Annotated in this window: 18 protein-coding genes, 1 tRNA gene and 1 pseudogene; 8 read left to right on the forward strand and 12 right to left on the reverse strand. The window is 65.3% G+C overall.

Annotated features, from left to right (window positions below):
* Positions 1-51 precede the first annotated feature (51 nt).
* A complete protein-coding gene (locus G6N81_RS05050; protein WP_165133947.1) occupies positions 52-1,728 on the reverse strand; it encodes a glycoside hydrolase family 13 protein in 1,677 nt (558 codons plus the stop codon).
* A 56-nt stretch (positions 1,729-1,784) separates the two neighbouring features.
* Positions 1,785-1,994, reverse strand: a pseudogene (locus G6N81_RS05055) (carbohydrate ABC transporter permease); the annotation flags it as partial.
* 328 nt (positions 1,995-2,322) lie between these two features.
* Between G6N81_RS05055 and G6N81_RS05060 the strand changes: the two are divergent.
* The 5 genes from G6N81_RS05060 to G6N81_RS05080 all read left to right on the forward strand — a co-directional run bounded on the left by G6N81_RS05060 (position 2,323) and on the right by G6N81_RS05080 (position 9,563).
* Positions 2,323-3,546 (forward strand): ROK family transcriptional regulator, encoded by a 1,224-nt coding sequence (locus G6N81_RS05060; RefSeq protein ID WP_165133950.1) that lies wholly within the window; start codon positions 2,323-2,325, stop codon positions 3,544-3,546.
* Between the two features lie 92 nt (positions 3,547-3,638).
* Positions 3,639-4,628 (forward strand): AAA family ATPase, encoded by a 990-nt coding sequence (locus G6N81_RS05065; protein ID WP_165133953.1) that lies wholly within the window; start codon positions 3,639-3,641, stop codon positions 4,626-4,628.
* Between the two features lie 26 nt (positions 4,629-4,654).
* On the forward strand, positions 4,655-5,767 hold the full coding sequence (locus tag G6N81_RS05070) for a DUF58 domain-containing protein (RefSeq protein WP_165133956.1): 1,113 nt from the start codon (positions 4,655-4,657) through the stop codon (positions 5,765-5,767).
* Positions 5,764-8,076: a transglutaminase TgpA family protein gene (locus tag G6N81_RS05075; RefSeq protein WP_165133959.1), complete on the forward strand. Its 2,313-nt coding sequence runs from the start codon at positions 5,764-5,766 to the stop codon at positions 8,074-8,076. Before G6N81_RS05070 ends, G6N81_RS05075 begins: the two co-directional genes overlap by 4 nt.
* Before the next feature lie 386 nt (positions 8,077-8,462).
* Positions 8,463-9,563 (forward strand): IS1249 family transposase, encoded by a 1,101-nt coding sequence (locus tag G6N81_RS05080; protein WP_165131554.1) that lies wholly within the window; start codon positions 8,463-8,465, stop codon positions 9,561-9,563.
* A gap of 111 nt (positions 9,564-9,674) precedes the next feature.
* On the opposite strand, the gene G6N81_RS05085 is transcribed toward G6N81_RS05080, so the two are convergent.
* From G6N81_RS05085 to G6N81_RS05100, 4 genes are all read right to left on the reverse strand, one after another.
* Positions 9,675-9,762, reverse strand: a tRNA-Ser gene (locus tag G6N81_RS05085).
* Positions 9,763-9,861: 99 nt separating this feature from the next.
* Positions 9,862-10,842 carry a zinc-binding dehydrogenase gene (locus tag G6N81_RS05090; RefSeq protein WP_338144006.1) on the reverse strand — a complete coding sequence of 327 codons (981 nt, stop codon included), beginning with the start codon at positions 10,840-10,842 and terminating at the stop codon, positions 9,862-9,864.
* A gap of 5 nt (positions 10,843-10,847) precedes the next feature.
* Positions 10,848-11,837 (reverse strand): aldo/keto reductase, encoded by a 990-nt coding sequence (locus G6N81_RS05095; RefSeq protein ID WP_165133962.1) that lies wholly within the window; start codon positions 11,835-11,837, stop codon positions 10,848-10,850.
* A 201-nt stretch (positions 11,838-12,038) separates the two neighbouring features.
* Entirely contained in the window at positions 12,039-13,619 is a 1,581-nt protein-coding gene (locus tag G6N81_RS05100; RefSeq protein WP_165133965.1) for an SPFH domain-containing protein, read from the reverse strand.
* A 158-nt stretch (positions 13,620-13,777) separates the two neighbouring features.
* On the opposite strand from G6N81_RS05100, the gene G6N81_RS05105 reads away from it, so the two are divergent.
* The 3 genes from G6N81_RS05105 (at position 13,778) to G6N81_RS05115 (ending at position 16,296) form a co-directional block, all read left to right on the forward strand.
* A complete protein-coding gene (locus tag G6N81_RS05105; protein ID WP_165133968.1) occupies positions 13,778-14,146 on the forward strand; it encodes a YrdB family protein in 369 nt (122 codons plus the stop codon).
* Between the two features lie 113 nt (positions 14,147-14,259).
* Positions 14,260-15,798 (forward strand): L,D-transpeptidase family protein, encoded by a 1,539-nt coding sequence (locus G6N81_RS05110; protein ID WP_165133971.1) that lies wholly within the window; start codon positions 14,260-14,262, stop codon positions 15,796-15,798.
* A 45-nt stretch (positions 15,799-15,843) separates the two neighbouring features.
* Positions 15,844-16,296: a GNAT family N-acetyltransferase gene (locus G6N81_RS05115; RefSeq protein WP_165133974.1), complete on the forward strand. Its 453-nt coding sequence runs from the start codon at positions 15,844-15,846 to the stop codon at positions 16,294-16,296.
* Between the two features lie 114 nt (positions 16,297-16,410).
* Here the strand turns inward: G6N81_RS05115 and G6N81_RS05120 are convergent, their stop codons facing one another.
* The 6 genes from G6N81_RS05120 to sucD form a co-directional block, all read right to left on the reverse strand.
* Complete coding sequence (locus tag G6N81_RS05120) at positions 16,411-18,225, reverse strand: ABC transporter ATP-binding protein (protein ID WP_165133977.1); 1,815 nt, start codon at positions 18,223-18,225, stop codon at positions 16,411-16,413.
* Entirely contained in the window at positions 18,222-20,060 is a 1,839-nt protein-coding gene (locus tag G6N81_RS05125; protein WP_378731525.1) for an ABC transporter ATP-binding protein, read from the reverse strand. The genes G6N81_RS05120 and G6N81_RS05125 overlap by 4 nt, the downstream gene beginning before the upstream one ends.
* A gap of 168 nt (positions 20,061-20,228) precedes the next feature.
* Positions 20,229-21,836 (reverse strand): bifunctional phosphoribosylaminoimidazolecarboxamide formyltransferase/IMP cyclohydrolase, encoded by a 1,608-nt coding sequence (gene purH / locus G6N81_RS05130; RefSeq protein WP_165133983.1) that lies wholly within the window; start codon positions 21,834-21,836, stop codon positions 20,229-20,231.
* A 42-nt stretch (positions 21,837-21,878) separates the two neighbouring features.
* Entirely contained in the window at positions 21,879-22,463 is a 585-nt protein-coding gene (gene purN / locus G6N81_RS05135; protein ID WP_165133986.1) for a phosphoribosylglycinamide formyltransferase, read from the reverse strand.
* Between the two features lie 4 nt (positions 22,464-22,467).
* Positions 22,468-23,751 carry a cell division protein PerM gene (locus G6N81_RS05140; protein ID WP_165133989.1) on the reverse strand — a complete coding sequence of 428 codons (1,284 nt, stop codon included), beginning with the start codon at positions 23,749-23,751 and terminating at the stop codon, positions 22,468-22,470.
* Positions 23,752-23,899: 148 nt separating this feature from the next.
* Entirely contained in the window at positions 23,900-24,802 is a 903-nt protein-coding gene (gene sucD, locus G6N81_RS05145; RefSeq protein WP_165133992.1) for a succinate--CoA ligase subunit alpha, read from the reverse strand.
* Between the last annotated feature and the right edge of the window lie 18 nt (positions 24,803-24,820).

The following is a 24,820-nucleotide window of genomic DNA, read 5'->3' on the forward strand; positions in this document are numbered from 1 at the left end:
AGGAAGGATCCCGGGGGCTCGAATCGGCCCCCGGGATCCTCACAGCGTTGCTCAGCGGCGACGAAGCCACACGGTGCTCGCAGCGGGGAGAACACCCGCCTCTGCCGGCTCGGTCACGCTGGAGAGAATCACCTCACCGGCCGGAAGCGTCGCCGGCGCGTCGCCGAAGTTCGTCGCGCACGTCCATCCGTTCGGGCGAGAGAACACGAGCACGTCCCCCTGGGACAGTTCTTCGTCCCATTCCACGGTCTCTGCGGTCTGTAGCTCGCGCCGCAGCTGCAGCGCGCGTCGATACATCGACAGGGTCGAGTTTTCGTCACCCTCCTGCGCGGCAACGGACGACGCCCCGAACCACGACGGCTGCGGCAGGTGTGCGCCTCCCGCACCGAAGCCGTACGAGGGCCCGTCAGCTTCCCAGGGCAACGGCACTCGGCAACCGTCCCGCCCCGGGTCAACGCCGGGGTTGCGGAAGAACGACGGGTCCTGGCGCTGCTCGGCGGGGATATCGGCCACCTCGTGCAGGCCGAGCTCCTCCCCTTGATAGAGGTAGGCGCTTCCGGGGAGGGCGAGAGCAAACAGGGTGGCCGCCCGCGCGCGACGCAGGCCCAGCTCGGCGTCCAGCTCCGGGGTCGTTCCTTCCGTGAGCAGCCACGCACTCCCCTGTTTCTCGGTCGTGTTGTCTCCCCGCGGCGGCAATCCATAGCGCGTGGCATGACGAACCACATCGTGGTTGGAGAACACCCAGGTTGACGATGAGCCGCTCGCTGCGACGAGGCCGAGGTTGTGCGTGACAACGTCGCGGAACTGAGCCGCGTCGAAGTCGCACTCGAGCAGATCGAAGTTGAACGCCTGCCCGAGCCCTTCCTGGCTCGCGTAACGAATGCGACGCTCGGCCGGAACCCATGCTTCGGCGACCGCCGTGCGTGGCGGGTCGTATTCGTTGAACACATCCCGCCACGTCCGATAGATCTCGTGAACCTCGTCGCGGTCCCACAGCGGGTGTGTTCCGTCCTTCGGCAACGCGTCCAGTTCCGCCTGTGACGGGAGAATCTCCGGCAGGTCCTTACTGAGCCCGTGCGCAACGTCCACGCGGAAGCCATCGACGCCGCGGTCGGACCAGAACCTCAACGTGGTGAGGAAGTCCTCGCGCACCTCGGGGTTGTTCCAGTTGAAGTCGGGCTGCTCGCTGGCGAAGTTGTGCAGGTACCACTGCCCGTCGGCGACGCGCGTCCAGGCCGGCCCTCCGAAGATCGAGGTCCAGTCCGCTGGCGGCAGCTCACCGTTCTTCCCCGTGCCGTCGCGGAAAATGTATCGATCACGCTCCGGCGATCCCTTCGGAGCGGCGAGCGCCTGCTGGAACCACTCATGCAGGTTCGACGAGTGGTTCGGCACGAGATCAACGACAATCCGGATGCCTGCGGAACGGAGCTCGCGCACCATGTCGTCAAAGTCGTCGAGGGTGCCGATACGCGGGTCGATGTCGCGGTAGTCGTCAACGTCGTATCCGCCGTCGGCGAGCGCCGAGGTATAGAACGGGCTCAGCCACACGGCATCGACGCCGAGTTCGCGCAGATACGGGATGCGCGAGATGATGCCGCGGAGATCGCCGATTCCGTCGCCATTCGCATCAGCGAAGGAACGCGGATAGATCTGGTAGACCGCTGCCTGCCGCCACCATTCGGCGTCAGAGGCGGTCAGAACCTCGGCAGGAGCGAGGAGAGTGTTCAACGAGGGGTCCTTTCGTGGGTGGTGAAAAGTACAGGGCGGCGCGGCGGCCACGGAGGTCAGCCCTTGACGGCGCCCTGTGTCACGCCCTCCATCACCCAGGGCTGGGTGAAGAGGTACGCAACAATCGCCGGCGCCATCGCCATCAAATAGGAAGCGAAGGCGACGTTATAGCTGTTGCTGAACTGATTCTGGAAGAGGTGCTGCCGCACGGGAAGTGTCTGGAGCGCGGGATCCGAGATGATCAACGACGGCATCATGAAGTCGTTCTGAGAGGCGTTGTAGTCCGCGACGACGTCGGTCATGAACTCGATCGCCTCGCGCTTGCTGAATGTGAAACGGACTGTCTCTGCGCCGTCGCCCGCTGAGCACGCGGCGAGCGGCAGCGCGACAAGCGCGACCACCGTTCCCGCCGCGGCGAAGCGCGCCGCGCGTGTGAGATTCTTCGACACCATTGTCCTTCCGTCGGGCTGCATCCCGAAGTTGATCGTCGATCTAAATATAGTCTCCATATTTTATTCGACAACGCAACTTTCGCACCCCTCGTTCCTGCCGTCAAGAGGCCGACGCAACATTTCGCGCAGTATCGTCGGGGACATGGTTTCCGGATCCGCACGCTCACCCCAGCTGATGCGTCAGCTGAATTCGAGCGCCCTCATGCGGTTCGCGCTGCGCGCGCACGCCTTCACCGCGGCCACGGCCATGGAAGAAACCGGACTCACGCGCGCAACGGTAATCGGCCTCTGCTCCGACCTTGTCGACGCGGGCTGGCTGGAGAAGGTCGCCGACAGTCGCGAGGCTGGGCTCACGCGCATGGGCAGGCCCGCTCATCGGTACCGGCTGCGCGAGGACGCGGGAACGATCGCCGCGCTGGACGCCGGAGAACACAGCTTCACGGCGATCGTGGCCGATCTACGAGGCAGTGTTCTCGCCCGTCATTCGCTCACGCTCGACTCTGCCGTCGCGGGCCGTCAGAGCCGTGTCGATACGGCGCGCGACATGCTCTCGCGCACGCTGGAGAAGGCAGGAAGAGCACCGGGCGATCTCGTCCTGACCGTTGTCGGAATTCCCGCTCCCGTCGACGGCGACGGCCGTTCACCATCGGGCGGAAGCGGGTTCTGGCCACTGATGAACGCCGGCTTCGACGCCGGTCTCTCCGGTCGAGTCGTGGTGGAAAACGACGCGAACCTCGCTGCCCTCGCCGAACAGGCTCAGCAGACAACCCCGTCCGACAACACGGCCACGCTCCTCACGGGCGAACGATTCGGCACGGGCCTCATCGTTGACGGACGCCTCCTCCACGGTTCGCGCGGTGGCGCGGGGGAAACACGATTCCTCGACACGATCTTCGACGACGGGTACGCGTCCGATGGCATCGGCGCGCTCGCCCGCAGGTGGGCGCGCGCCGCCGTCACGGAATCCGACCAGCCCAGCGTGCTCCGAGACATCGACACCGAGCACATCGAAGCTACCGACGTGTTTTACGCTGCCGCCGCGGGCGATGCCCTCGCCCACGGCATCATCTCCGATCTGGGGAGCCGCCTCGCGCGCGTTTCTGTTGTTCTCTCGAGCCTGCTGGATGTGGAACGCATCGTCGTCGCCGGTGCCATCGCGCGGGCTCTCGACCCCGTTGTCGAGCGCGCACGTCACGTTCTCACGACGGAATTTCCCCCTCCCGTTCCCGAGCTTGCTATCAGCGCCCTCGGCGGGGATGTCGTGGTGCGCGGCGGAATCGAGCTCGCCCTCCAACGCATCAGAGAACAACCCTCGGACTTCCTTCCGCGCCGTCCCGCCTCCGCACCCCACCCCCACGCTGGCTGATCTCTCGGACCCTGCGCGGAGTGCGCACACCTGCCATGCCCTAGGCTGACGGGACGACGCAGGATTTCGAGGGGAACGCGATGCCCGAGATCATGACTGGCACGGCACCCGCGCAGGGTGCGATGACGCCGGCAGAGTTCCGCGAAACGACGGCACGAATCGCCGACTGCATGCGGCAGGTGATCGACGGCAAGGATCACGCAATCCACTCGGCGCTCGTCGTCTTGCTCGCAGAAGGACATCTCCTCGTCGAAGACGTCCCCGGTGTCGGCAAGACGATGCTCGCGCGCGCCCTGGCCGCGTCAATCGATGCCGATGCGCGACGCATTCAGTTCACCCCGGACCTGCTCCCCGGTGATGTCACAGGTGTGTCGGTATTCGACCAGGCCAACCACGAGTTCGAGTTCACGCCCGGAGCCGTTTTCGCGAACATCGTCATCGCCGACGAGATCAATCGTTCGTCCCCCAAAACCCAGTCCGCCCTCCTCGAAGCGATGGAAGAGCGACAGGTCTCGGTCGATGGCCACACCCATCCCCTGCCCGACCCGTTCCTCGTTGTGGCCACACAAAACCCGCTCGAAATGGACGGCACCTACGCGCTCCCCGAAGCACAGCTCGATCGCTTCATGATTCGCATGTCGATGGGCTACCCCGATGCACAGGCAGAAGCGCTGATGCTGCGCCAGCGCGACTCCGTCAACCCTCTCTCACTCATTCGTCCGGTCGTCTCGCTCGACGGCGTCGCACGCCTGATCGGCTTCGCCCGCTCGGTTCACGTCTCACCACGAATCGAGCAGTACACCGTGGCCATCGCCCAGGCAACCCGCTCGCATGCCGACCTCCGCCTCGGCGCAAGCCCCCGCGCCACGCTGCAACTCGTGCGCGCGGCGAAAGCCTGGGCTGCGCTTCAGGGACGTGACCACGTTCTCCCCGACGATGTGTCCGGCCTCGCCCGATCGGTGTTCGGCCACCGCCTTGTTCCGACCCGCCAGGCCGTCGGTGGACGCCGATCCGCCGATCCTGTTCCTCGGATCATCGATCAAATCGTCTCCCAGATCCCGATTCCTGTGGCGGATCGGTGACGCAGCGCCCGCCTTTCCGGTGGCCCGTGCCAACATGGCGCGGGGTCGGACTTGTTGTGGCCGGCATCACACTTGCGGGGGCCGGAGCGCTGACCTCGCGCGTTGAGCTGGCTTTCTTCGGGCTCGTCATGGTCCTGGCCGCAGTTTTCGCCGGAGCGTCATTGTTCGTCGTTCGGGCGCCACACGACGTCAGCCGAGAGCTGTCTGACGCCATCGTGCCCGTCGGCGCCGAGGTCGAAATACGCGTGCGCGCGAAGAGCCACGGCCTCTGGGCGATCGACGATGCCGACGACATGATCGCCACGGGAATCGAACCCCTCACATCGGCACCTCCGCGCATCGCAAACGGTGCGCTCAGGGTGACGTACGCCGTCTCTCCTCTGCGCCGCGGCGTTCACGATCTCGGCCCTCTGTACCTCACGACAATGGCGCCGCTGCGGGTTGCCACGCGCGCTATCACCGGCGGGGAAACGCACACTGTCACAGCGACACCACGCGTATGGGACCTCACGCCGTTTCACCGTCTCGCCGCAGCCGAAGGCGATTCCTCGATCAGTGTTGACCAGGCAGGCCCCGGATCAGCGAATCTCATTCCGCGGCCGTTTGCGCACGGAGACTCTGTTCGACGCGTGCACTGGCGGGCCTCGGCTCACCACGGCGTTCTCATGGTCCGCGACGAAGAGCAAGAAACCGTTCCGACGGCTCTCGTCGTCTTGGACCTCGCGGCGGAATCCTGGCCCTCCGAGGAGATCTTCGATACCGCGGCCAGCGCCTGCGGATCCGTCTGCGCGCGCCTTGTCGCCGATGGCTATGCCGTCGACGTCGTCACGGGCGACGGCGCCGCGCTCGCTACCGTAACGGATGCGCACAGCGTCGATGAGCTGCTTCTCGTTCTCGCGACAGTTGAGCCCGTGTCTTCCGTTGCGTCCTCCGTTCACGCCTCGGGGCCCGTCGGCGTGACGGTGGCGATCTGGGGAGCTCACGGCGACATTCCCGTTGCATCCGCAACAGGTGCGTCTCTCCTCCTCGCTGCAACAGAAGAGGTGAGCGATCGCGCACGAAACGCGGATTGGGCGTCCGGTTGCCTGAACGACGGCGTCCGTTTCGCGTGGAACGCCTGTGCGGAGAGCGCACAATGAGCGCCGATCAGGCGCAGACGGCCCCGCGGAGACAGCCCCCGAGCGTTGTCCTCAGCATCGCTGTCGCCGTTGGTGTTGTTGCCGCGGTCTTCCCCCTGACCACCCTGCTCAGCCCATCCTGGGTACCGGGGGCCGTCCTCGCCGTCACGGCGATCGTGGGGGTCGGCCTGCTCGCCCGTTTCGCCGAACGCAACGGCGACCTCATCGCCCTCGGCGCCCAAATGATCGTCTGGACCGCGTCGCTCTTCGTCGCCTACCCCGGCCAGGTGCTCGGCGGACTCATCCCTCTTCCCGGCTCACCGTGGGGCCTCCCGAGCGTCTTCCGCGGCGGTATTGCGCAGATCGTCGAAAGCGTCGCCCCCGTCGATGTCGGGCCGGCGCTGGCGTTCCTGCTCATCGCGGCGACGGGCCTCATCGCCCTCGCGGTTGATCAGCTCACGGGAACAGCGCGTGTGCCCGTTGTGGCGTCGCTGCCGCTGATCCTCATCTTCGTTCTGCCGCAACTCGCCGTCCCCCGCGGCTCACATCTTCTGCACGCCGTCCCGCTGGCGGTTGCCATTGTCACGATGATCGCGCTGGGCGGTATGCCCCGGCATCGAATCACGGGACAATCGCGTCGACGGGTCACCGCCGTGACGGCCGGCATCGCCGCCGTGGCAATCATCGCCGCCTTCGTGATCGCCCCGCGCCTCCCGTTCGTCTCCGGCGATAGTCCCGCATTCTTCGCACGCGGTTCGAGCGTCGATGTCTCCCTCGACCTTGGCGACGATCTGCGGAGAAACACGAACGTCGAGGTGATGCGGGTACGCACCGAGGGCGGAGCGGCGCCCTATCTGCGCCTCGCAACGCACACCGCCTTCGAGGGCGGACGCTGGCACCTCGACGACGGCCCCCTGGAGTCGCTCGCACAGGGATTCGGCGCCGTTTCGACCACCGGTGAGGTCGGTGAGGTCGAGCTGAGTAGCCAGATCACGCACGTGGAGATCGTCGATCTCGATGCCGCCCGCCTTCCCGTTCCCGCGAACGCTCTGTCGGTGTCGGGGGCGTCGGCAGGGTGGCAGGGACAGATCGACAACCGCACCGTCAGAGGAGACGGCCTGTCCTCTCGGGACGAGGTCTATTCCGTTCACGCATCATCCCCACAACCGACCCTCGAACAGGCGCAGGCGTCACCCTGGCCAGCGATGTCACCCAGCGGCGATCCGGTGACGAACGGGCTAGTGTCCGAAGACACGCTCTCCCTCGACGGTCTCGCGCCCGATCACCCCATCGCTCTCGCGGCGTATGAGGCCATCGGCCTCGACGCCGATGTGATGACAGGAAGTGCGGGCAACCGCGCGGCTGCGCTGGCGAGCATCTCGCCGTACGACGCACTCGTCGCACTCGAACAGTGGTTCCGCTCCGACGCCTTCACGTACTCTCTGTCCACTCCTCTCGAGGGCGGCTTCGACAGCAGCAGCGTCGACGCAATGGAGGCATTCTTAGAGGTGCGCGAGGGCTACTGCGTGCACTTCGCATCAACCTTCGCGATCATGGCGCGCTCCCTCGGAATTCCGACCCGTGTTGCTGTTGGGTATCTGCCGGGAGCTGTCACGGATCGCGTCATCGACGGAAACGTCGAAACAACGGTTGAAAGCGATCAGCTCCATGCCTGGCCGGAGGTGTACCTCGTCGGCATCGGGTGGACGGCTTTCGATCCGACGCCCGGCGTCGCGAACGCGCAGGGACAGATCACAGATAGCGACAACGGAGCAGCGCCGGAACCCGCCGAGCCGGAGCCCGAAGAAGAGCAACCCCAGCCCGAGGAAACTCCCGCCGAGGACGAACCCGCAGAATCCAACGAGGACGAAACGTCGGGCCCTGAGGAAGACACCGTCGCCGACGACGACACTGCCGCGACATGGTCCGTGCCGTGGCGCACCATCATCGTCATCGCCCTTGCGATCCTTCTGCTCGCCCTTCCCGCAGGCGTTCGGCTCGGCATTCGTGTTTCTCACGTTCGGCGTGCACGACGCGGTGACATCGGCGCAGCCTGGCGTGAGCTGAGGAACAGCGCGATCGATGCTTACGTCATCGTGACAGCAACCGACTCCCCGCGCGCGTTCGGCGAGCGCCTCACCACCGCCGGAGCCCCGGAGGAGGCCGTGAGCGCCCTCGTCACGTCGATCGAGCACGCGTCGTTCGCCTCGCATCACGTGGTCCTCGAAGATCTCTCCGGTCCCCTCACGGACGTCAGGAAGGGGATCCGTCGCCCCGGCATGCGCGGCGTGATCGATGCCATGCTCCCGCGCTCACTCCGCCGCCGCTGACCGCTTCCTCACGCAGGCGGTGCGCGACGTGGGTCCCCCCTACTCGTGGGCGGTGCCCACGGCTCCCCCGTTCGCGAACGGTACCCGAGCTGCCGACAACCTCCAGCTGGTTACCCAACCGGACAGGCACTTGGACGGCCCCGGCCCGGCCCGTCCCTAACGAAGGAAATTCGGGCGCCAACGCCACTATTTCCCCCCTCTGAGCCCGGTTCGCGGCGATTTTTCCTTCGTTAGGGCGTTCGGGGCGCGTCACCCCACACGTCTCGGCCGGTAACCCTAGGTTGACGCGATGTCGGGTTATCGGCCAAAAGGAGTGGATGACTTCGTGATCTAGCCGCGTAATCGCGCGGTAGAACGAGAACAGTCATGGTCTGCGAGGCTTACTCGTGGACCTTCCGACGAACTCGACGACCTGTCTGGTATGCGGCAGCAAGCTGGTCAAGAACGGGAAACACCGCTCCGGAACCCAACGCTGGCGTTGCCCGTCCTGCGGATCCTCGAGCGTGCGCCGCCGACCCGACGTGACCGCCCGCGAACAGCTCCGCGCCTTCGCTTGCTGGCTCGTCGGGAAACTCACCCAAGCCGAGATCGATGGAACGGCCACCGGGCGCTCGTTCCGCCGCCGGACCGCGTGGTGCTGGGACATCTCCCCGCGACTGGGCCCGGTCGAGACGACCTATCACGCGGTCCTCGTCGATGGCATCCACATCGGCTCCTGGTGCCTGCTCATCGCTCTCAGCGACACCGGACACGTCCTCGCCTGGCAATGGTGCGCGCGAGAGAACACCGCGGCCTGGAAAGCACTGTTCGAGCAGATCCCCGCGCCCGGCATCGTCATCTCCGACGGCGGCAGCGGCCTCCCGTCCGCACTGCGACAGGCCTGGCCCGAGACAAAGCATCAACGCTGCCTGTTCCACCTGCAGATGAACATCACCCGTCACCTCACCCGCAACCCCAGAACCCCGGCAGGGCGCGCGCTACGGCGCCTGGTGATGGACCTCAGTTCCGTCCGCGACGCGGACGCCGCGATCCAGTGGCAGCTGCTCCTGGAGCAGTGGTGGCAGTCATTCGGTCACCTCACCACCGAACGGACCCTGTTCCGCAACGGCCAGTTCGGATTCACCCATGACCGACTCCGGAAAGCCTGGTTGCTGGTCCGCCTGGTCGTTCGGAAGAACCTCATCTTCACCCACATCACCTACGGCAACCCGCGCACCACCAGTCCGCTCGAGGGACTGAACGCACAGATCCGCGATCTGTTGCGTCGACACCGCGGGATGAGCGAGGAACACCGCCGCCGCGCGGTCGAGTGGTTCCTCACCCTGCACGAGCTCCCGCTCGAACACGCTCTCGACCTCGCCAAGCCGATCGAACCCGTCACCGCTCCGGCACCGGTCGAGGAACCGATCGGACCGGCGCTCTATGACACCGGGCTCGACGCGGGCGAGGGGCTCTGGACCCGAGCAGGGTGGGCGGGACGCGGGTGACACGCCAGACCCATCCACTCTTTCTGGCCGGTAACCCGCGATGTCACGGCACAGGAAACGCAAAGACCCCTCGACCCTGCATAAAAACAGGGATCGAGGGGTCTCGCACAATGGCGGAGGATGGGGGATTTGAACCCCCGAGGGCTTGCACCCAACACGCGTTCCAAGCGTGCGCCATAGGCCGCTAGGCGAATCCTCCTTGGCCCGCAAACGGGCCTCGGACTATCTTACCCAGTGGGCTCCTGAGAACCGAATCGGCGCGTCGCGTCGGACGGCCTCGCGTGGCGCGCGGCGTCTCCTACGCCATGTCGACAACGATCTTGCCGCGGACCTCACCGGAATCGAGGCGCGCGAAGCCCTCACGGATCTCGTCGAACGCGATCACCTCGTGCGCGGGGCTCAGCCCCGCGGATTCCACGAGCCGCAGCATCGCTTCGAACTCTCCGCCTGTGCATCCCGTTGATCCGACGATGCTGAGCTGCTGGTAGAACACACGCTGCAGTTCGGCGGCCGGCATCGCGCCGCTGGTCGCACCGCACGTCGCAATCACCCCACCCGGCCGAACAGCGCGCAAGGAGTGCCGCCACGTGGCCTCGCCAACGGAATCGATGACGACGTCGACCTTCTCCGCCAGCCGCTCGCCGTGGGCAACGGCAGTATGCGCGCCGATCGACTCGGCGAAGCGCATCTTCTCCTCGCTGCGCGCCGTCGCCGTGACAATCGCGCCCGCCGCGCGCGCCATGGCAATCGACGCACTGGCGACGCCGCCGGAGGCGCCCTGCACGAGAACACGATCGCCCGGCTTCACACCGGCCCGCGTGAACAACATGCGGAAGGCGGTGCCCCACGCGATTCCCAAGCTTGCCGCCTGCGAAAACGTCAGCGACGAGGGCTTGTCGACAAGCATGTGGTCCGGTACGAGCAATTCTTCTGCCAAGCCGCCGTCGAACGCCTCGCTCAGAATCGACCGACGGGGGTCGAACGTCTCGTCACCTCCGCCGCGGCGCGGCTCTCCCAGCACGGGATGAACAACGACCTCGCGCCCGTCCTCCGTGACCCCGGCTGCGTCGCACCCCAGAACGATGGGCAGACGCTCCGCGGGGTGTCCGACCCCGCGGAGCGTCCAGAGATCATGCGGGTTCAGCGATGCCGCCTTCACGAACACACGTGTCCATCCCGCGCGCGGCTCCGGCCGAGGGTAAGAACGATCGAGAACGAGGTGCGCCAGCGGATCGTCATATGACTGACCGACTGCGACAACGGCACGCATCGTGGTCATCCGATTCACCAGCGCTCGTGTACCTGGGCGCGAATGCGCGCGTCGTACACATCGCGAACGCCGGCGAGGAAGGTCTCGGATAGTGCAGGAACGGCGGCTGCCGCCGCATTGCCCCGCGCCTGCTCGGGGTTTCTGGCACCGGGGATCACCGTGCTCACACCGCTTTGCTGGATCACCCACGCCAAAGCGGCGCGGGCCGGCTCCAGCCTCTCTGCACGGGCCAGCTCAGAAAACTCGGCGGCCGCGTCCACGCCGGTGGCAAAGTCGACCCCGGCGAAGGTCTCGCCAACGTCGAACGCCGAACCGTCGCGGTTGTACGTGCGGTGGTCGTTCGACGCAAAGGTTGTCTCCCGCGTGTAGCGGCCAGACAACAGCCCGCTCGCGAGCGGAACGCGAACGATGATCCCGGTGCCGGCCTCGCGCGCCGCGGGGAGAACACTCTCAAGGGGCTTCTGCCGGAAGGCGTTGAGAATGATCTGCACGGATGCGACACCGGGACGAGCGATCGCGGACAGAGCCTGCTCGACCGTTTCCACGCTGACGCCGTACGCAGCAATCGCGCCGTCATCGACAAGGGTGTCGAGGGCGGAGAAGACCTCGTCGGAGGAGAACACATCGTCCGACGGGCAGTGCAGCTGCACGAGGTCGAGAGTGTCGACCGCGAGGTTTTCACGAGAACGATCCGTCCAGGCCCGGAAGTTCTCCAGCGTCGCGTGAGCGAGCGTGGGCTCAGGAGCACGTCGAATCATCTTTGTCGCAACAACACCGTCCCAGGAGGGGTTCTGCGCCCGCCACGCGGCGATCCGCCGCTCGCTCAACCCATCGCCGTAGACGTCGGCCGTGTCGAAGAAGGTCACGCCCTCCTCAGCGGCCGCGTCCAGAACGGCGAACGCATCGCGTTCCGAAACGTCACCCCAATCGGCGCCCAGCTGCCACGTTCCGAGGCCAACCACTGAAACGTCACGGCCCGTGGATCCGAGGTGTCGCTGCTGCATGGGCACTCCCTGTTCGTCGTTGATTGGTGCTGTTCCAACCTACGCGGCGCGAGAGGACCCGGCGCCATATCCGGCGGGAAGGCGAGTCCCACGGATCGTGACGCGCTTTTGCGCATAAAACTACCGTCGGGTGGATCCCATCGTGAGATTCGATCCACCCGACGGCTCATGTCCTGCGGACAGAGGCGGAGCCCCCGCTGCTCAGTCCTCCGAGGGAACGGACTTCTCCTCCGAGGGAGCGAACTTCTTCCGTGCAGGAGCCTGGGACTCGGGGGCAGCCTGAGCCTGTCCGCTCGCAATGCCGCGGCCAACAGCCGCACCCTGCAGAACCGACGACAAGTCCACGCCCGTTGCCTCGCGAACCGTATCAAACATCGCACGCATTCCCATGGCTGCTTCTCCGGCCATGTGCGTCGATGCTCCGCCTTCTCCAGAACCGGAGCCAGAGAGCACCGTGACGTTTCCGACGTTGGCGTAGCCCTTGGCAAACTCCGTCATCATCGGAACGAGAACGTCGAGCGAGCGCTGCGCGAGGATCGCGTCCTGGTTCTTCTTCAGCGCCTCTGCCTCGGCCTCGATCGCCGCAGCCTTCGCCTCACCGGCGAGACGCACGGCCTCAGCGGCTGCCTGCGCGCGAGCGCGTTCAGCGTCGGCGTCAGCCTGGGCCTTGAGGCGCGTTGCTTCCGCCTCGCGCTCGGCGCGCTGAGCGTCTGCTTCGGCTTCCTTGATGCGCGAGTAGGCCTCGGCATCCGCTCGCTTCTGCTGCTCGTACTGGTAGATATCGGCCTCACGGCGCTGCACATCGGCGCGTGCTTCTGCGTCTTTGACCTGCGCATACGCACGGGCGTCGGCCTTCTTCTGCTCCTCGTACTGAGAAGCGTCAGCAACGCGCTTAACGTCGGCATCCAGCTGAGCCTGACGGTTATCCGCCTGCTGCATGAGGACGCCCTGCTCGGCACGAGCGCGGGCGAGAGCTTCGGCCTGCTCGGCCTCAGCACGAGCCTCACCGACATCGGCGGCGGCCGAAGCCTGGTTCTTGTCGTACGCGGTCTGTTCGATCAGCGTCTCTTCGCTGGTCGAAATCTCACGCGCCTTGATCTGACGTTCCGCGTCGATGCGCGCGATCTCAGCCTGGCGCTTCACCTTCGAGACTTCTTCGGCACCGAGTGCGTGCACATAGCCGTTCATATCGGTGATGCCCTGGATCTGGAAGCTGTCCAGCACCAGACCCTGCTCATCGAGGTCGCTCTTGATCAGCGTGGCGATCTGGTCAGAGAGCTCCTGCCGATCGCGCATCAGCTGCTCAACGGACAGCGTGGCCACAACGCCACGCAGCGCACCCTCAAGCTGCTCGGTGGTGAAGACCTCGATGGCCTTATCCTGCGAGACGAAACGCTCCGCAGCACGGGCGATGGCCTCACGGTCAGAACCGACCTTCACGAGCGCAACGCCCGTCACGTCGACGGTGACGCCCTGAATCGACTGTGCAGTCGGCTGCACCATGATCTGGCGAGCGCGAAGCGACAGCGTCTCAGCACGCTGCGTAATCGGGTTGACGATTGCTCCGCCACCACGGACCACGGTCAGAGCGGAGTCGACGCTCTTGTTCTTTCCCTTCCCTCGGCGTCCAACGATCACAAGCGCTTCGTCAGCGCGGGCGACCTTGTACCACGCACGCATCAGCAGCACGACGATCAGCCCGATCACCGCGGCAATGGCCAGCAGGATCACAAGACCGATAATGATCCCGACTCCACCGACGGCGGCGAAGAATGTTCCCATGTTTCTGGATCTCCCCTCAGACGCCCACCGAGCCGCGTCGCGGTGACGCGTAGGCGGGACCCTTCCACCCTATGGGCGCGCCGCCGTCAGCGCACGGTTTCCTTCCTTGTCGTTCACGTGGATGTCGCCCCCAGGCGCCAGCTTCGTAAAATTGCAGGATGACCGACGCAACAGCAACGCCCGGAGCCAGCCGCCAGCGCATCACGGTGCTCGATGTGTTGCGCTTGCTGTCCGAGATCGTGGCGCTCGCCGCGATCACGGCGTGGGGCATTCTCGCGTGGCCGGTTCCATGGAACATCGCCACGGGCATCGCCGCGCCCCTGCTGGTGATCGTGTTGTGGACGCTGTTCGTCTCGCCGAAGGCCGTTATCCGAGTGCCCTCCGCGATTCGCATCGTCGTCGAGCTGCTGATCTTCGCCAGCGCAACGGCATCGCTGTGGGCGCTGGGCTTCGCCTGGGAGGGCATTGCCGTGGGTGTCTTCTGTGTCGCGGTTGGCCTCGCGGTCGGAATGCGCTCCCTGCGGTAGCACTCAGCGGATCGTTCGCAGTTCGTGACCGATTTCCCACGCGCAGGCCATTTCTCCGGAATATCATGACGAGAACTGCGCGCTGAATCAGCGCTGATCTGGGGAGATTTCCGATGACCGACCTCGCAACGAAACCGACGCCGGCTGACGGCGCCGAGAACGGTGCCGACGCCGCCGAGCAGCCACCCGTGCAGTGGGCACCGACCGAGAAGAAAAAGTCTCGTAAGGGGCTGTGGCTCGGCGTCGGGATTCCCGCCGGAGTTCTTGTGGCCGCCGGTATCGCCATCGCCGTGGCGTCGACCGCGGTGTTCGCCCCCGGTGTCCAGGTCCTCGGCGCCTCGGTGGCGTTGCACACTCCGGACGCCGCGAAGTCCGCCATCAGCACGCACCTGGCGGACCTCGACATCACCGTCACCGTTGACGGCCACACGGCGATGGTCACAGGACGCGATCTGGGCCTGTCCACCGATGTCGACGCGGCCGTGGAGAGCGCATTCGATACGCACAAGGCCTGGCAGCTCGGCGCCTGGAACTCCGGTGACCTCGGCTCGTCTCTGTCGATCGACCAGGATGCCGCGGACGCAGCCCTGCGCGATCAACTCACTGACGCCTACATCGCCCCCGTGAACGCAGACATCGTGCTGAACGATGGCCGCTATGAGGTGGTGGCTGATGAGCCCGGCCGCGGAATCGACACCTCGGCTCTGGCGTCCCGGATTGAAAGTGCGCTGACCAGTGACCAGGCGCAGTCGCTTGCATCGGGCGCGCAGATTCTCGCCGCTTCTGGTGGCATTTCCGTCACGGCGGACATCGTCGAAACCCGCGCAGCGTTGACCACGGATGACGCTCAGGCCGCGGCAGACGACATCAACGCGCTCCTCGCCGGAGTCGACTTCTCGATCGATGGCGCCATCGTCGATGAGGCATCCGCGAATGTCGTGGCCGAGTGGTTCGATGTCTCGGTCACCGATAACGGAACCGTCGATGTTTCGCCCGACACCTCCGCGATCCAGGCTTACGTCGCAAAACTGCCCGACTTGGTCGAGCAGGAGCCAGTCGACGCCGAGGTCGTCACAAACGCCGCCGGCGACCACCTCCACACGATCACCGAGGGGCGCGACGGCTTCCAGTTGGACGATGTTGACGGCATCAGCCAGAAGGTTACCGAGCAGCTGACGTCCCTGGACGGCACGGACATTGCCCTCGCCGGTTCGCGCGTCGAATACGAGACGGTCGAGCGGTTCCGCCGCGCCGTGGTCTCCATCAGCGATGGCCGCTCGTACTTCTACGAGACCGTCAACGGAGGAGAAGAACAGCTGGTGAAGTCGATGCCGCACGCGGTCGGCAAGCCCGGCTTCGAGACCATCACCGGTGAGTTCACCATCGGTTGGCAGACGCCCATGCAGAACCTCGGTTCATGCGATGCCAACGGCGAGTACGTCGAAGACGACCGGCCGTTCGCCTACTGCACCCCGAACGTCCCCTACGTGTCGTACTTCAACGGTGACCAGGCCTTCCATGGCACCTACTGGCACAACAACTTCGGACCCGGCGCCGCGATGAGCCACGGCTGCGTGAACTTGACTGTCAGCGACTCCGAGTGGACGTACTACTTCCTGCAGCAGGGCACCCCGGTCTCGGTGATCTCGTAACACGACCGTTTCCCACGGGCCCCGCTCGTGCCCTACCCTGAGCGTATGAGCGAGCTCCACGTAGAAGACCTGTCAGCTGCCACGATCGTTGCGGCCAACAGCCTCACGCTCAAGCCGGGGCAGGAAGAGTTCATCGCGCCGACGACGTACTCCGTCGCGATGGTCGTTGCTGATCCGCAGAAGACGTGGCAACGCGTCATTCTGGACGGCGATGAGGTTGTCGCGTTTATCCGTGCGTACTTCGATCCGGACGAGTCCACCGATTATCTGCGCGCTGCTCTGTGGCGCATCAACGTCGACGCTGCTGCCCAGGGCCGCGGTGCAGGACGGTTCGCGGTCGATGCCGTTCTCGCCGAGGCGAAGCAGCGCGGTTTCGAGCGTCTGACCGTTGTCTACGAGGCCGGCGAGAGCGGACCCGAGGCCTTCTTCCGACGTGTCGGTTTCATTCCGGTGGATGAGACCGAGTACGGTGAGGTCGTCGCCGAATTCAGATTCTGAAACGGCGCACCTGGCGGCGGAGTTGCGCTTTTCTCCCTCCCCCGAACGTTGCTTCGCCGCCAGTCTCCACGTCGACATCGGCCCGGCACCTGAACAGGTGCCGGGCCGATGCGCTTAGACGAGTGACTCCCGCCAGGCACGGTGCAGTTTCGAGAAGGTTCCCGTGCCCGAAATGAGCTGCTCGGGCGTACCATCCTCGATCACGCGACCGTGTTCCATAACGATCACACGATCGGCGATCTCCACCGTTGACAGCCGGTGCGCGATGATAATCGCCGTACGATCGGCCAGAAGCGTTTGTAGCGCATCCTGGATCATCCGCTCCGACGGGATGTCGAGCGAAGCCGTTGCCTCATCGAGGATGAGAACGGCAGGGTCGGCAAGGAACGCCCGCGCAAACGACACCAGCTGCCGCTGCCCGGCCGACACGCGGCCACCACGTTTGTTGACGTCGGTGGCGTAACCATCTGGCAACTGCTCGATGAACGTGTGCGCGCCGACGGCCTTCGCTGCCGCGACAATCTCCTCCATCGTCGCGTCGGGCTTACCCAGCGCAATGTTGTCCGCGACGGTTCCGCTGAACAGATACGCCTCCTGTGTGACCATGACGATCGCGCGGCGAAGGTCCTCCGGTGCGAGATCGCGCAGGTCTACCCCATCGAGAGTGACGCGGCCCGAGCTGGGATCGTAGAAGCGCGACACGAGCTTCGCCAGCGTCGACTTTCCCGCCCCCGTTGTTCCCACAACGGCCACCGTCTGTCCGTCCGAGATGTCCAGCGTGAACTCGGGCAGAATCGTGCGCCCGTTTCCGTAGCCGAACGTGACGTTGTCGAACAGGAGGTGGCCCGTGGCACCGTGCAGCGATACGGGGCGCTCGGGGTCGGGAACCGACGGTTCCTCTTCCAGCACGCCGGAGACCTTCTCGAGCGCCGCTGACGCCGCCTGGAACGAGTTGATGAACATCGCCACTTCCTGGAGCGGTGTGAAGAAGTTGCGCACGTACAAAACGGAGGCCAGAAGCGCGCCGACCGTGAACTCACCCCAGGTGATGCGCGCACCGCCCCAGAACACCACGGCACCGATCGAGAATGCCGCGATGGCCATCAGGCCCGGCTCGAACGTTCCGAACAGCCGAATCACCCGAATGTTCGCGTCGCGATACTCACCGGCAAGGTGCCCGAACTCGACATCGTTGCGCGGCTCCGTGCGGAATGCCTTACCTGCCCGAATGCCCGTCATCGTCTCAACGAACTTCACGATCACACGGGCGCTGTGCACCCGCGTCTGGCGATACGCGAGCTGCGACCTGCGGTAGAACCAGCGCATCAAGAAGGCGAGGGGAACACACGCGATGAGCACGATAACGCCCGACTGCCAGTCGATGATCATCAGCGCGATCAGCGTGAAAACCCCGTAGAGCACGCCGTTAACCAACTGGGTCAGGCCGCCGTTGAGCAACTCACGAATCGTCTCGAGGTCACTCGTCTGCCGCGAGATGATGCGGCCGGACGTATAGGACTCATGGAACTCGAGGCTCAGACGCTGTGTGTGCCGGAACACGCGGCGACGCAAATCCAGCAGAACGTTCTGCGTCAGGCGCGCGGCGAGAATGTCGTACCACGCGAGCAGGCTGGCGCCGAGAACCGCCGTCACCGCATACGCCCCGACGACGAACCATGTGGGTCCCCAGTCGGCGCCGGAGATCACAGCGGGCAGAGCCGTGTTCAACCCGATTCCGAGCAAAGCCGGTCCGACAACGCGAATCGCCGTCTGGGCGACGACAACGGCCGCGACAAGAACGACGCGCCACTTCGTCGGAGCCAGTAGCGAGATCAGCAGGCGGAGCGAACGTGCGCGAATCTCGCGACTCTCGCCGCGGGTGTAGTCGTCGCGGTCCTCTCCCGCAACGCCCTGAACGGTCGAGCTCATCGGGTCTCCCCCTCGTTGTCCTCAGAAAGATCGCGAGCAGCGATAACGTCGAGCTCGGCCGTCGGGTTGGGGTCGCGGCGAATCGCCTCGGCGTCGCGCTCGTCCTTTTCGAAGCTCGACAACACGGAGCGGTAATTGGGCGACGAGGCCATCAGCTCACTGTGGGTTCCGACGGCGACGATGCGTCCCTCTTCCAGAAGCGCCACGCGATCGGCGAGCGCAACGGTCGACGGCCGGTGGGCGACGATGAGCGCCGTCGTTCCGGCCAGAACCTTCCGCAGCTTCGTCTGCACCCGCTCCTCCGTGTTCACATCGAGAGCGGACAAAGGATCATCCATCACGATCACCCGCGGACGGGCGGCAACGGCGCGGGCCAGGGCCAGTCGCTGTCGCTGTCCGCCGGACAGGCTCATGCCTTCCTCACCGATCATTGTCTCCATGCCGTCCGGGAGCTCGTCGACGAACTCGGCCTGGGCGACGTCAAGCGCCTCGCGTGCAACGCGCTCGGCCTCCTCGCTTCCGGGATCAAGATCATCACGGCCCAGGAGCACGTTCTCTCGCACGGTCGCGGAGAACAGCGTTGCGTCCTCGAACGCTGTTGCGATGTGGGTGCGCAACTCAACGATCGACATGTCTCTCACATCGACACCGTCGAGCGTGACGCGCCCTCCCGTGACGTCGTACAAGCGCGTGGGGAGGGTAGTGAGGGTGGTCTTTCCGGAGCCGGTCAGCCCAACAAGAGCCATTGTCTCGCCGGGGTTGAGCGACAAATCGATTCCGTCGAGAAGATCACTCTCGCGGTCACGGGCGTCCTGATAGCGGAATCTCGCGCCCTCGAAGGCGAGAGCACCGCGCGGCTCGGCAATCGTGGCGGGAGAAGCAGGATCGGTGATCGTGTCAACCGCGTCGAACACCTCGAAGATTCGATCAGTTGCCGTGCGCGCATCCAGCGTGAACGAAAAGAGAAAGCCGATCGATTCCATCGGCCAGCGCAGAATCGTCGCCATCGCGAAGTAGCCGAACAGCTGCGAAACCTGGATCTCACCGGCCGCGGTCAGCCAGATACCCAGACCGAGGCATGCGGCGAACGCCAGCTCCGGCATGATCACGAGAACAAAGTCGACGACCGCGATCGATCGCGCCTTCTTCATCTCGGTTGCTCGCAGCGTTTCGGCCTGGCGTGTGAAACGGCCCAGCGCATACGGCCCGCGACCGAATGCCTTCAGAACGCGGATTCCGTGAACACTCTCCTCGACGCTGGTCGCGAGGTCGCCCTGTTGGTCCTGGCTGAGGCGCGTGAGCGCCCCATAGCGGTTCTCGAAGCGATACGCCTGGATGAAGACCGGGATTCCGGAAACGAGGAAGACGGTGGCGAGCAGCCAGTGCCACTGAAACAGCAGCACAGTGCCGATGATGACAGTGAGCAGGTTGACGACGAGCATGATCACGCCGAACGCCAGCCAGCGGCGTACCAGGCCAATGTCCTGCATCATTCGGCTCAGCAGCTGTCCGCCCTGCCACCGATCGTGGAATTCGATCGGCAGCCGCTGCAGGCGCGTGTAGAACGCGGTGCGGACGTTGTATTCAATGGCGGAGGACGGCGTCAGAACGAGCCAACGACGCAGCCACACCATCAGCGCTTCGAGCAGCCCCAGACCGAGGACGGCGAGCGCACCCCAGAGAACGTAGATCGTTTCACCCGAGGCGATGGGGCCGCCAACGATGCGCTCGAGGACGGTGGGGACGAGAAGGGCGACCACGGCGGCGCCCAGCGCTGTGAGCGCGCCAAGGCCGAGTCGGGGCAGGTGGTTTTTTGCGTAGGGCAGAAGACGCATGAGCGCCCTGTGCAGGGGGACACGCTTCGTGGCAGGTGACGACTGAGACATGAAACCTATGGGGTGTCAGAGCGTGTGGCGGCCATCGCCTCACGGGCCGCGACAAGCGCGGCAGCCCTCCAGCCTATGACAAGGCTGGAGGGCTGCCGAGAATATTCCGAATGTAATTTAGTGGAAGAAGTGACGCTCTCCCGTGAAGTACATCGCGACGCCATGCTTCTTCGCGAGGGCGATCGTCTCCTCATCGCGAACAGATCCACCCGGCTGGATGATGACCTTCACGCCGGCATCGATCAGTGCTTGAGGTCCGTCCGAGAATGGGAAGAAGGCATCGGAAGCCGCGATGGATCCCACGACCCGGTCGCCTGCGCGCTCGATCGCGAGGGCGCAGGAATCGACGCGGTTCACCTGTCCCATGCCGATGCCGACCGTCGCCGAGTCCTTTGCGAGAACAATCGCGTTCGACTTCACCGCGCGGCAGGACTTCCAGGCGAAGACGAGATCGGCAATAGGCACATCCGGCTGCTCCCCCGCCACGAGCTTCCAGTCGTTTGCGACCGATTCGTAGTCGTCCTCGGGGAAGCGGTCAGCGTCCTGCAGCAGCAGTCCACCAGACACCAGGCGCACGTCCATGCGCTCCTGGCTCCAGTCGGCGGGAAGTTTGAGCAGACGCAGGTTCTTCTTCAGCGCGAACAGCTCCAGCGCGGCCGGCTCAAAGTCCGGCGCAACGATGACCTCGGTGAAGATGTCGCGCAGGTTTTCTGCCATCTTCAACGTGACCGTACGGTTGGCAGCGATCACTCCGCCGAACGCGCTCAGCGGGTCGCACTCGTGCGCGCGGTGGTGCGCGCTGGCGATCGGGTCGAGGGCCTTCGGATCGGCCACCGCGAGGCCGCACGGGTTGGCGTGCTTCATAATCGCCACCGCAGGAAGCACCATGTCGTAGGCCGCGCGCAGAGCGGCATCCGCATCAACGTAGTTGTTGTACGACATCGGCTTGCCCTGCAGAAGCTCCGCCTGGGCAATTCCGTGTCCGCCGACACGGCTGTACAGCGCTGCACGCTGGTGGTCGTTCTCGCCGTAACGCAGGTCGGTGAGCTTCTCGGCCTGAATCGTGAGGTGATCGGGAAGGCTGGTCTCGCCTTCGATCGTCTCCTCCGCGAACCACTGTGCAACGGCCGTGTCATAGGAGGCCGTATGCGCAAAGGCACGCGCCGCGAGCTCACGGCGCTCGGTGAGGGACGTCCCTCCGCCCTGAACGGCACGAATAATCGACGGGTACGACGCGGGGTTCACGACGATCGCGACGTTGGCGTAGTTTTTCGCTGATGCCCGAACCATCGCCGGACCGCCGATATCGATCTGCTCAACAACCGCGTCGCCTTCGGCGCCAGAGGCAACCGTCTCGACGAACGGATAGAGGTTCACGACAACAAGCTCGAACGGCGCAATCTCCAGCTCGCCCAGCTGCTGTTCGTGATGCGCAAGGCGCAGGTCGGCGAGAAGGCCACCGTGCACCTTCGGGTGCAGCGTTTTGACGCGGCCATCGAGCATCTCGGGGAACCCCGTGATCTCGGCGACATCGGTAACCTCGTGGCCCGCCTCGCGGATCGTCGCTGCCGTCGAACCGGTCGAAACGATCTCAATGCCGGCCGAGGAGAGTGCCTCGGCCAGCGGGAGCAGATCGGTCTTGTCACTGACGGAAACGAGCGCGCGACGAATCGGCACAACGTCGCGGTGGCGATAGAGCGATGGGTCGTGGCTCGGACCGGCCATGAGAACTCTCCTTGGTGCGGGGTGAGAAAGAAGCGAGTGGGATTATCGGGAGGATAGATCGATCTCGCCCACCGCAATACGGCGAACGATGTCGATCAGGAGGCGGCGCTCAACGGGTTTGATGCGCGCATGCAGGGAATCTTCGGTGTCGCCGGCCAGAACCGCAACGCGTTCCTGGGCAAGGATTGGACCCGTGTCGATACCGCCATCGACCTGGATCACGCTCGCGCCCGTTTGTGTGACGCCGGCCGCGATGGCGTCTCGTACGCCGTGTGCGCCGGGAAACTCGGGCAGATACGCGGGATGGGTGTTGATGATGCGCGGAGCGAACTCGTTGACAACGGCGTCGGGCAGAAGGCGCATCAGCCCGCTGAGCACGACAAGATCGGGCTGCGCCTGACGAAGCTGGTCGGCCAGGGCGATTCCCCACTCCTCGCGGCTGCCATAGTCGCGAAACGGCACCGTGAAGCGGGGAATTCCGAAATCGTCGGCGTGAGAGAGACCGGACGCGGCACGATCTGCTCCGACGGCAACAACACGTGCCGGGTAGGTGTCGTCGGCTGCGGCCTCCAGGAGAGCCCGCATGTTTGATCCGGTCCCGGAGATGAGCACAACGACGTTCAGCACCCGCTCAGTCTAGTCGGGGTTCCGAGCCGCGTTTCCCGCGGGTGAGCGGCTCCCCATCATCATCGCTCGTGGCCCGCTTCATGGGGGTGAGGAGGAGAATTGCCGCGCCGAGAACGACCTCAAGCCCCAGCGCAAGCGCGAGGGCCCCGGGGTCAGGACCGATGTGCTCCATCCGCCCCGGACCGATGGCCCCACGCGAGACGGCGGCGATCAGGGCAGCCGCGGCACCAGCAACGACGGCGATTCCGACGGTGATGACGATGCGCGGCGCGTAGCGCTCGCGCCCCTCGCCATCGTGCGCCCAATCATCGGAGTACGACCGACGAGCGATCCACCCGGCCAACGCGCCCAGCGCGATCGGCACCAGCACGATCAAGAGCCACCACTGCGAACCGCTGTCCGGAACGAGGCCGAACACGGGAATACCCGGAACAACACCCAGGGAGGTCCCGGCGGGCGAAACAGCCGTTCCTGAGCCAAAAGCAAAGCCGGGACCGGCGACCCACGACAACACCCAGCTGAGGAACGTCGGCACATACGCTGCTTGCCCCAGGGTCAGACCCGTTGCACCGACGACATCGACGCCGGCTCGTTCGTACAGCGCGATCATCTCGCTCCCGCGGAAAGCAACGAGAGCGGCAAACCCGACGCCGGCAACACCAATCATGCCGACGATCACTGTCGCCGCGCCCCGCACAACGAGCGCGGGCACCTCACGCCAAGCGGGCCCGAAGGCGTCCAGACGATCATGGATGAGGTCGATCACTCCCCCGTCCCCTGCGCTCCACGCCGCGACAATCGCACCGCCCACCATGCCCGTGGCGTAAATCGAAACGGGAAAGAGGATCGCCTGCCACGTCGTCGCATCGACGATGGCGTTATCGCTGCTCAGCTGTACGACGGACGCGATCATCGCCATTGCTGCGATGCCCGAGACCACCCCCACCAGGGTTCCTCCGGCCTCAACGGCGCGACGTCCGGAACGCGCCGCGAAGAGCAACGCGAACGCCGCGAAGGCCAGCGGCGCCAGTGTGACGGCAAAGCTACTCCCGCCGTCAGCGACGCCGAGGGACGCAGCAGTGATCTCGTCGAAGGAGACGTGCAGGGGGACGAGGTTCCCCAGCTGCCATATGCGCGCCGTTGTGGGCCAGAGAGCGCCCCAGGCGCCCGCGTCGGAAAACGACGTGATCCACAGCAGCGTCAGCGGCGCGAGCACGACGGCGATGCCAGCGGCCGCCGCGATCAGCGCATCGACAGCGGCAAGACCCGCGATAAGTACCCGTTGCATAGCGCTTTGACGATACCCGCGCCGGGCTGTGTGATCGCGAACGGCGCGCGCCAGCCGTGCACACAGGGGCAAGAGGCACAGGCAACCGCCGCGTACACAGCGAGGGCGCCCGACCAGATGGCCGGGCGCCCTCGCCGTCAGAGCGTGTTTACAGGCTCTGCATGATCTCGCGCATGAGCTGAGCGGTCTCGCTGGGCGTCTTGCCCACCTTCACACCGGCGGCCTCGAGGGCTTCCTTCTTCGCAGCAGCGGTTCCGGCCGAGCCCGAGACGATCGCGCCTGCGTGGCCCATCGTCTTGCCCTCGGGGGCGGTGAACCCGGCGACGTAGCCGACGACCGGCTTGGTCACGTGTGCCTTGATGTAATCGGCCGCGCGCTCCTCAGCGTCGCCACCGATCTCACCGATCATCACGATCGCCTTCGTGTCGGGGTCGTTCTCGAACGCCTCGAGCGCATCGATGTGCGTCGTGCCGATGATGGGGTCTCCGCCGATACCAATCGCCGTCGAGAAGCCGAAGTCCTTCAGCTCGAACATCATCTGGTACGTCAGCGTTCCCGACTTCGACACCAGACCGATGGGGCCGGAGCCCGTGATGTTCGCGGGGGTAATACCGGCCAGGGCCTCACCGGGTGTGATGATTCCGGGGCAGTTCGGACCGATGATGCGGGTCTTGTTGCCCTTCTGCTTCGCGTATGCCCACGCAGCCGCGCTGTCACCGACGGGGATGCCCTCGGTGATCACGACGAGCAGCGGAATCCCGGCATCAATTGCCTCGATCATGGCGTCCTTGGCGAACTTCGGCGGAACGAAAGCAACCGACACATCGGCGCCCGATTCCTGCATCGCCTCGCGGACCGAGCCGTAAACGGGCAGCTCGACCTCGCCCTCACCGGGCTTGTCGTGCGTCACCGTGGTTCCCGCCTTGCGGGCATTCACGCCGCCGACGATGTTGGTTCCCGCCTTGAGCATCAGTGCGGTGTGCTTGGTGCCTTCGCCGCCCGTAATGCCCTGGACGATGACCTTGGAATCCTTGTTCAGGTAGATCGACATCTTGTTGTCCTTATCCGA

Origin of the sequence: Microbacterium amylolyticum (assembly GCF_011046975.1) — a bacterium.
Classification (GTDB): domain Bacteria; phylum Actinomycetota; class Actinomycetes; order Actinomycetales; family Microbacteriaceae; genus Microbacterium; species Microbacterium amylolyticum.